The sequence below is a fragment of the Pseudomonas sp. NBRC 111132 genome (genome assembly GCF_001320565.1).
Classification (GTDB): domain Bacteria; phylum Pseudomonadota; class Gammaproteobacteria; order Pseudomonadales; family Pseudomonadaceae; genus Aquipseudomonas; species Aquipseudomonas putida_P.
Genome location: NZ_BCBI01000051.1, coordinates 39,741 through 47,482, shown reverse-complemented (window position 1 = coordinate 47,482; position 7,742 = coordinate 39,741). Strand labels below are relative to the sequence as shown.

Annotated in this window: 8 protein-coding genes; 3 read left to right on the top strand and 5 right to left on the bottom strand. The window is 62.9% G+C overall.

Annotated features, from left to right (window positions below; translation table 11 throughout):
• Window positions 1-480 (bottom strand): PAS domain-containing protein (locus tag APH35_RS21510; RefSeq protein ID WP_156341234.1); only part of this gene is annotated, 480 nt, incomplete at its 3' end.
• A 137-nt stretch (window positions 481-617) separates the two neighbouring features.
• Window positions 618-1,511, bottom strand: a complete 894-nt coding sequence (locus APH35_RS21505; RefSeq protein WP_060515452.1) for a LysR family transcriptional regulator — start codon at window positions 1,509-1,511, stop codon at window positions 618-620.
• A gap of 225 nt (window positions 1,512-1,736) precedes the next feature.
• Between APH35_RS21505 and speB the strand changes: the two genes are divergently transcribed.
• Together speB and APH35_RS21495 are read left to right on the top strand one after the other, a co-directional pair.
• Window positions 1,737-2,687 (top strand): agmatinase, encoded by a 951-nt coding sequence (gene speB, locus APH35_RS21500; protein ID WP_041166556.1) that lies wholly within the window; start codon window positions 1,737-1,739, stop codon window positions 2,685-2,687.
• A gap of 276 nt (window positions 2,688-2,963) precedes the next feature.
• Window positions 2,964-4,343, top strand: coding sequence for a sodium:solute symporter (locus tag APH35_RS21495; protein ID WP_012273605.1), 1,380 nt, complete (start codon window positions 2,964-2,966; stop codon window positions 4,341-4,343).
• A gap of 86 nt (window positions 4,344-4,429) precedes the next feature.
• On the opposite strand, the gene APH35_RS29480 is transcribed toward APH35_RS21495, so the two are convergent.
• Window positions 4,430-4,558: a PA1414 family protein gene (locus tag APH35_RS29480; RefSeq protein ID WP_009683677.1), complete on the bottom strand. Its 129-nt coding sequence runs from the start codon at window positions 4,556-4,558 to the stop codon at window positions 4,430-4,432.
• Window positions 4,559-4,682: 124 nt separating this feature from the next.
• Complete coding sequence (ptrR, locus tag APH35_RS21490) at window positions 4,683-5,576, bottom strand: putrescine utilization regulator PtrR (protein WP_012273606.1); 894 nt, start codon at window positions 5,574-5,576, stop codon at window positions 4,683-4,685.
• Window positions 5,577-5,682: 106 nt separating this feature from the next.
• Here ptrR and APH35_RS21485 point away from each other — a divergent pair, with 106 nt between their 5' ends.
• Window positions 5,683-6,843 carry an MFS transporter gene (locus tag APH35_RS21485; RefSeq protein WP_060515451.1) on the top strand — a complete coding sequence of 387 codons (1,161 nt, stop codon included), beginning with the start codon at window positions 5,683-5,685 and terminating at the stop codon, window positions 6,841-6,843.
• Here APH35_RS21485 and APH35_RS21480 read toward each other — a convergent pair.
• Complete coding sequence (locus APH35_RS21480) at window positions 6,812-7,738, bottom strand: DMT family transporter (protein ID WP_060515450.1); 927 nt, start codon at window positions 7,736-7,738, stop codon at window positions 6,812-6,814. The two genes, APH35_RS21485 and APH35_RS21480, sit on opposite strands and share 32 nt — an antisense overlap.
• Window positions 7,739-7,742 lie beyond the last annotated feature (4 nt).

Genomic DNA, 7,742 nt, shown 5'->3' with positions numbered 1-7,742 from the left:
GCCTGCGCCGATCAGTGGCCAGCCATGGCCCAGACCGTGCCCCAGGCGAGCCGCCCACGGCACCGGCCCGCGCCCATCGCGCAAGCGAGCGTACAGCGCTTCGGCACGGCGAATCTGGTCCCTTGTGGGCACCGAGCGTACTGACTCGTAGCCACTGATGCGGCCTTGTTCGTAAATCGCCGTGACGTAGGCGCTGACCCAGTAGTAATCGCCATTCTTCGCCCGGTTCTTGACCACCCCCATCCACGGCTTGCCCTGCTTGATCGTCTCCCACATATGGCCGAACACCGCCGGTGGCATATCTGGGTGGCGCACCAGGTTGTGCGGTTGGCCGACCAGCTCGTCGTAGGTAAAACCGCTGATCGCCACAAAGGCGTCATTGCAGTAGGTGATGCGGCTGTTGAGGTCCGTGGTGGAAATCAGGCGTTGATCGCTGGAGAAGGTTCTTTCGTGCTCAGTGACGGGCAAATTCATGCGCATCTTGGGCGATCCTTGCAGGATGAAATGAAGGGAAAATCATCAGCGCAAGTTGATGTGTAGCAGAGCGCTATCAGGATAGCGGTCAGCTTTTGCCAGAATTTAACGCCTCCCGACGGAATGCATGAATACGTCGCATCTCAGCCCACGTTGAGTTGGCTTTTCAGCAGGTCACGGAAGGTCTGGATCAACGGTTCACGGCTACGCCCACGGCGAATGATCAGCGAGAACGGGGCCTGGTAACCGAAGGTCGACGGCGACAGCACGCGCAAGTCGCCCTTGTCGACCCAGGCCTGGGCGTAGTGCTCGGGCAAGTAGCCGATGTAGGCGCCGGAAAGGATCAGGATCAACTGCGCCTCCATACTTTCCACTGTTGCCGCGCTGTGCTTGAAGCCATGCCGGGCCAGTTCGGCCTGGCTCCAGTAGCCGCGCCCGACCATGCGCTGCTGGGTCACCACCTGCTCGGGAATGCGCCGCTCGGTGTACAGCGGATGGCGGCTGCTGCAGTACAACCAATGCTGTTCACGGTACAGCGGCTGGTAAAGCAGCCCGCTCATGCGCGAAGAAAACGCGCCGATGGCCAGGTCCAGGCGGTTGTCCTGCACACCCAGTTGCAGCTCGTAAGGGCTGGACACCGACAGATGCAGGTGCACCGCCGGGTGTTCCTGGCTATAGGCCCCGATGGCCTCGGCCAGCGGCAAGGCACGGTCGCCGACCGTGGAGTCGATCACCCCAAGATTGAGGGTGCCGCGCAACTCGCCTTTGAGGGCGGCGGCATACTGCTCGAAGCCGTCCAGCTCGGCCAGCAGGCGCAGGGTTTCCTGATGGAACAGCTCGCCCTTGCTGGTCAGGCTGAAGCCCCCCCCCCCACGGTGGCACAGCACGATACCCAAAGCACCCTCCAGCTGGCTCATGTAGGTGCTGATGGCCGAGGTGGACAGGTTCAGTTCGCGCTGGGCGTTGGCAAAGCCCTGGTGGCGCACCACGCTGATGAAGATGCGCAGCAGTTTCAGGTCGGGCAGGGTCGAGGCCATGGTGCAACGGTTCCACGAGGGTATTTGCGCGCAGTTTAACCGCTGCGCCAGCCTTTAGTTCAGAAAATCCTGAACTAAGTATTTGTCGGTAGCGATTCTTCCCGGGCACTACCTTGAGCAGACTTGGCCGAAATGTCCCTGCCCGCCGGCAAAACCACACTTGAAAGGCGCGCGGCGGCACAGGTTCGAACAAACAGAACAATCGACCGACTGATGAGGCCCACCGTGGACAAGACTCTCCACCAACCACTGGGCGGCAACGAAATGCCGCGTTTCGGCGGCATCGCCACCATGCTCCGTCTCCCCCACCTGCAAAGCGCCAAAGGCCTGGATGCCGCCTTCATCGGCGTACCGTTGGACATCGGAACCTCGCTGCGCTCCGGCACCCGCTTCGGCCCACGGCAGATCCGCGCCGAGTCGGTGATGATCCGCCCCTACAACATGGCCACCGGTGCCGCCCCGTTCGACTCGCTGTCGGTAGCCGACATCGGTGACGTGGCAATCAACACCTTCAACCTGCTGGACGCCGTGCGCATCATCGAAGAGGCGTATGACGAGATCGTCGAGCACAACGTCATCCCCATGACCCTGGGTGGCGACCACACCATCACCCTGCCGATCCTGCGTGCGCTGCACAAGAAGCACGGCAAGATCGGCCTGGTACACATCGACGCCCACGCCGACGTCAACGACCACATGTTCGGCGAGAAGATCGCCCACGGCACCACCTTCCGCCGCGCCGTGGAAGAAGGCCTGCTCGATTGCGACCGCGTGGTACAGATCGGCCTGCGCGCCCAGGGCTATACCGCCGACGACTTCAACTGGAGCCGCCGCCAGGGCTTCCGTGTGGTCCAGGCCGAAGAATGCTGGCACAAGTCGCTGGAACCTTTGATGGCCGAAGTGCGGGAAAAAGTCGGCGGCGGCCCAGTGTACCTGTCGTTCGACATCGACGGCATCGACCCGGCCTGGGCGCCCGGCACCGGTACCCCGGAAATCGGCGGCTTGACCACCATCCAGGCGATGGAGATCATTCGCGGCTGCCACGGCCTGGACCTGATCGGCTGTGACCTCGTCGAAGTCTCCCCGCCTTACGACACCACCGGCAACACCTCGCTGCTCGGTGCCAACCTGCTGTTCGAAATGCTCTGCGTGCTACCAGGCGTCGTGCGCCGCTGACCGACGGCCCTTTGTAGGAGCGGCCTTGTGTCGCGATCGGGCCGCAAAGCGGCCCCCGGTTTGTGGCCGTGATGCATAGATTGCCGGGGCCGCTCTGCGGCCCAATCGCGACACAAGGCCGCTCCTACAAAAGAGCTGGCAGTACTTGCAATACCCCGGCAGGAGCCATGAGGGAGGGCCACAGAGGCCCGCCAACAACACGACAAGACCGCCGGGCGCCGTGAACCCGCCCGCGTGGTCGATCTCGCCATAATAAAGATAATCGGGAGACCCCCAATGGCCTTGGACATCATTGTTGTAATGATCTACACCGCCGGCATGCTCGGGCTGGGCTGGTACGGCATGCGACGCGCGAAAACCCATGAAGACTACCTGGTAGCCGGGCGCAACCTCGGCCCGGTGCTGTACATGGGTACCATGGCCACCACCGTGCTCGGTGGCGCTTCTACCGTTGGCACTGTGCGCCTGGGCTACGTTCACGGCATTTCCGGTTTCTGGCTGTGCGCAGCCCTGGGCCTGGGCATCATCGCCATCAACCTGTTCCTGGCCAAACCGTTGCTGCGCCTGCGCATCTTCACCGTGACCCAGGTGCTTGAGCAACGCTACAACCCTACCGCACGTCAGGCCAGCGCCGTGATCATGCTGGCTTACGCGCTGATGATCGGCGTCACCTCGACCCTGGCCATGGCCACCGTATTGCAAGTGCTGCTGGACTTGCCGTTCTGGGCTTCGCTGCTGCTCGGCGGCGGTGTGGTGGTGCTGTATTCGACCATTGGCGGCATGTGGTCGCTGACCCTGACCGACATCGTCCAGTTCGTGATCAAGACCGTCGGCCTGATGTTCATCCTGCTGCCGGTGTGCCTGTACAAGGCCGGTGGCTGGGACACCCTGGTGGCCAAATTGCCAGCGGCCAGCTTCCAGCTGACCACCATTGGCTGGGACACCATCGTTACCTACTTCCTGATCTACTTCTTCGGCATTCTCATCGGCCAGGACATCTGGCAGCGTGTATTCACTGCTCGCGATGAAAAGGTCTGCCAGCGTGCCGGCACCGTCGCCGGTGTGTACTGTGTGGTGTACGGCCTGGCTTGCGCTGCCATCGGCATGGCGGCACATGTGCTGATGCCCGACCTGGCCAACCCGAACAACGCCTTTGCCGAGATGATCAAGAGCACCCTGCCCGATGGCATCCGTGGCCTGCTGATGGCCGCAGCACTGGCAGCCATGATGTCCACCGCCAGTGCCGGCCTGCTGGCCGCTTCGACCACTGTGACCGAAGACCTGCTGCCCAAGCTGCGTGGCGGCAAGCAATCGAGCCTGGGGCTCAGCCGCCTGTTCACCCTGCTCACCGGCCTGGTGGTGCTGGGCATCGCGCTGATGGTGAACGATGTGATCAACGCCCTGACCCTGGCCTACAACCTGCTGGTCGGCGGCATGCTGATCCCGCTGATCGGGGCAATCTTCTGGAAACGTGCGACCACTGCCGGTGCGATTGCCAGCATGTCGCTGGGCTTTGCCACTGCGCTGCTGTTCATGTTCAAGGACGGGCTGGAGGCCAATACACCGATCTACTACAGCCTGGCGATTGGCTTGGTGAGTTTTGTGGTGGTTAGCCTGATGTCGCGCAAACCAGTCGGTGCAGTGAATCTGGCCTGATAGATATCGCCTGCACTGGCAATAGACAATCAGCAGACACTAAAAGGCCGCTGCACCCACCCAGGTGCAGCGGCCTTTGTCTTTAATCAGCGACGACGCGGTTGGCGCTTGCGCTGCTCTTCATCAGTCGGGATCGGCACCGGCTGCAAGGGTGGTGGAATCAGCCCCAAGGCGACCGCCAGGTCGTGGAGCCAGTTTGACAGTGGTTTATTCATAATGCCCCCTTGACGGGTCAACCTCACGGCGAATCAATCCTGCGATGCTTCATACAGATCATAGCCCGATGTCCTGTATTACGCATGCCTATGCTCCTACAGATAAGGGCCATTTTGACGCGGATCAAGCCGTGGCGGCGCATTCCGACGACTGGCTAATCGTTTCGCTTTGTTGCAGGTCGATCCATGCCTGCAGATTAGCCCCGCGCATCCCTTGACGCCACATAAGCCAGGTAACCGCCTGGTCGAACGGCGCCTGCAGCGGGTGTACCCTCACCCGGTCGCGCCCGGGCAGGCTGTCGAGCATCGACTGGGCCATCATCGCCACACCCGCACCGGCGATTACACAGGCCAGCATGCTCTGGTACGACTCGATCTCCATCACCCGGCCCATCGGCGTATGGGCATGGGCATACCACGCCTCAAGACGCATGCGGTACGAGCAGCCCTGACGGAAGGTGAACACCGCCTTGCCTGCCACGTCCTTGGCAGTATGCACCGCCGGGTGCTCGGGGCTGGTGATCAGCACCAGTTGCTCATCGCACAGCGGCACGCCATCCAGCCCGGCCAGGTTCAGCGGCCCATCCACCAGAGCGGCATCCAGGCGGTGGCTGAGCAGGCCTTCGAGCAGCTCGCCGCTGGGTGCGGCGCGCACTTGCAGGTTCACTGCCGGGTATGCCTGGTGATAACGCGCCAGCAATGCCGGCAGATGGGTCGCCGCCGTGCTGTACATGGTCCCAAGCACGAAGTCCCCGGCCGGCTCACCGCCTCGCACGGCAGCCAGCGCCTCGTCGCGCAGGGCCGACATGCGGTGGGCATAGTCCAGAAGCACCTTGCCCGCAGGCGACAGCTGCAAACGCTGGCGTTCGCGCAGGAACAGCTCGACACCCAGTTGCTCCTCAAGCTGGCGCAAACGTGTCGAGAGGTTCGATGGCACCCGGTGCAAACGTTCGGCGGCACGGGTGACCGAGCCTTCCTCGGCTACGGCTTGAAAGATACGCAGTTGGCTGAACTCCACAGCATTCTCCAAAACAGAACAACTTGATCATAATTATTCAATTTTATTGAAAATGAAACCGCCCTAACCTGCCAACCATCGCTTACATCCGTGCAGGAGACCTGTCATGTCGCCACTCATTCAACTGCTGGCCAGCGCCGTGGCGCTGATGATGGCCATGGGCATCGGCCGTTTCGCCCTCACCCCGCAATTGCCACAACTGATTGCCGAAGGCCAGTTCGACCTGACAGTCGCAGGGCTGGTGGCGGCGGCCAACTACCTGGGCTATTTCATAGGCGCGGTGGACGCCATGTTCGCTCGCTCGCCAGGCCAGGTGCGTCTGCGCCTGCATGGCGGGCTTTGGTTGTGCGTGCTGTTGACACTGGCCTCCTGGGCTGCCGAAGGCTTCTGGGGCCACCTGCTGCTGCGCTTTGGCACCGGCGTGGCCAGTGCCTGGGTGCTGGTGATGATCACCAGCCTCAGCCAACAGGTGGCCAATGCCCACAACCGCCAACGGCTAGGTGCCCTGGTGTTTGCAGGGCCCGGCCTGGGCATCGCCGTGACGGGGCTGTTGGCACTGGTGGCGCATCTGTTGGGGCTGGGCTCGGCAGCACTGTGGCTGATCTATGCCGTGGCTGCACTGGTGATGCTGCTGGCCGTGCGGCCCTGGCTGCCACGGTCTCTGCAAGCCGCGCCAGCTCCGTCGCCAGAGCAGCAAGGCCCGACCCGCAGCGGCGGCATTGGCCGCCTGGGGCTGGTGTATGCGCTGTATGGCGTGGGTTACATCCTGCCGGCCACCTTCCTCTCACAGATGGCCAATCAGCAATTTCGCGGGCAGTGGCTGGCCGACCTGTTCTGGCCGGCGTTCGGCCTGGCGGCGGCGCTGGGTGTGCTGTTGGTGAGCCTGCGCCGTGGCAGTAGCACCGCGCGCTGGCTCGCGGCCACCCTGTGGTTGCAAGGGCTGGGCGTGCTGGCCTGCCTGATGGGCGGAGGCATCGGGTTGGCGCTGGGTGTAGTGCTGTGCGGCGGGCCATTCCTGGCCTGCATGCAATTGGTGATGCAGCGCTCGCGGGAGCTGGCACCACATGCCACCCAGCGCAATGCCGGGCTGCTGACCGCGTGCTTTGCCCTGGGGCAGTTGAGCGGGCCGTTGCTGGCGGCGCTCAGCAGCCATTACAGCGGCGGGCTACAGCCGGCGCTGATGCTGGCTGCAGCCGGGTTGGTAGTGGCCGGGGGGCTAGTGCGAATGGCCCGTACTAGCCTACAAACCGCCGCAACTGCTGCTTAACCCAAGGCTCGGCACTCACCAGAATCACCCCCAGCAGCACCATCAACGCCCCAACCACAAAATTCACGCTCAGTGGCTCATCGAGCAGCAATACACCAAACGTCACCCCGAACAGCGGGGTAATGAACGAAAACACCGCCAAGTTCGACGCCAGGTATTTGCGCAGCAACCAGAACCAGGTGAGATAGCTGATGAACGACACCACAATCCCTTGGAACAGCACGCTGCCCATCGCCAGCGGCGTCAGCGACACCGCGCCGATCTGCCCGCTGAGCAGGGCAATCAGCAGCAGCCCGGCAAAACCGACCGCCAACTGATAGAACAGGGTCAAGGTGGCTGGCGCCTCTGAAAGCCGTGAGCAGCGCACCACCACCGTGGTCGCGCCCCAGGCCAGCCCGGCGATCACGCCAAAGGCGTCGCCCAGCAGCATTCGGCCATCCATCTGCTCGAACGACATGCCGCCTGCAAACGCCATGGCAATTCCACTGAAGGCCAGTAGAATCCCCAACCACTGCAACAGCCGCAAGCGTTCGCTGGGCAGCCGGAAATGCAGGCCCAATGCGGTAAACACGGGGGCGGTATAGAGGAACACCGACATATGCGCCGCCGAAGTCAGTTTCAGGCCCTCTGCAATGAACAGGAACTCCACGCCGAACAACCCGCCTGCCACTAGCCCGGCGCGCCAGGTGCTGCCGACCTGCTCCCAACCGCCACGCCAGCACAGCATCAGGCCCACCAGCACGGCAGCGATACCGTTGCGCAGCGCAGCCTGCATCACCGGGGCGATGTCGACAGCAGCGGTCTTGATCAGCACCTGCTGGCAACCCCAGATCAGGCACAGCCCCAGCATCACCTGGAATGCAAAGGCGTCTGGGTTCTTGCGGACCGCGCTCATAAGC

What these genes read in the sequence shown, in the direction of transcription:
- APH35_RS21505 (WP_060515452.1), bottom strand. Translation starts at nt 1,511, where the DNA reads ATGGCCTCGACCCTGCCCGACCTGAAACTGCTGCGCATCTTCATCAGC.
- APH35_RS21495 (WP_012273605.1), top strand. Translation starts at nt 2,964, where the DNA reads ATGGCCTTGGACATCATTGTTGTAATGATCTACACCGCCGGCATGCTC.
- APH35_RS29480 (WP_009683677.1), bottom strand. Translation starts at nt 4,558, where the DNA reads ATGAATAAACCACTGTCAAACTGGCTCCACGACCTGGCGGTCGCCTTG.
- APH35_RS21485 (WP_060515451.1), top strand. Translation starts at nt 5,683, where the DNA reads ATGTCGCCACTCATTCAACTGCTGGCCAGCGCCGTGGCGCTGATGATG.
- APH35_RS21480 (WP_060515450.1), bottom strand. Translation starts at nt 7,738, where the DNA reads ATGAGCGCGGTCCGCAAGAACCCAGACGCCTTTGCATTCCAGGTGATG.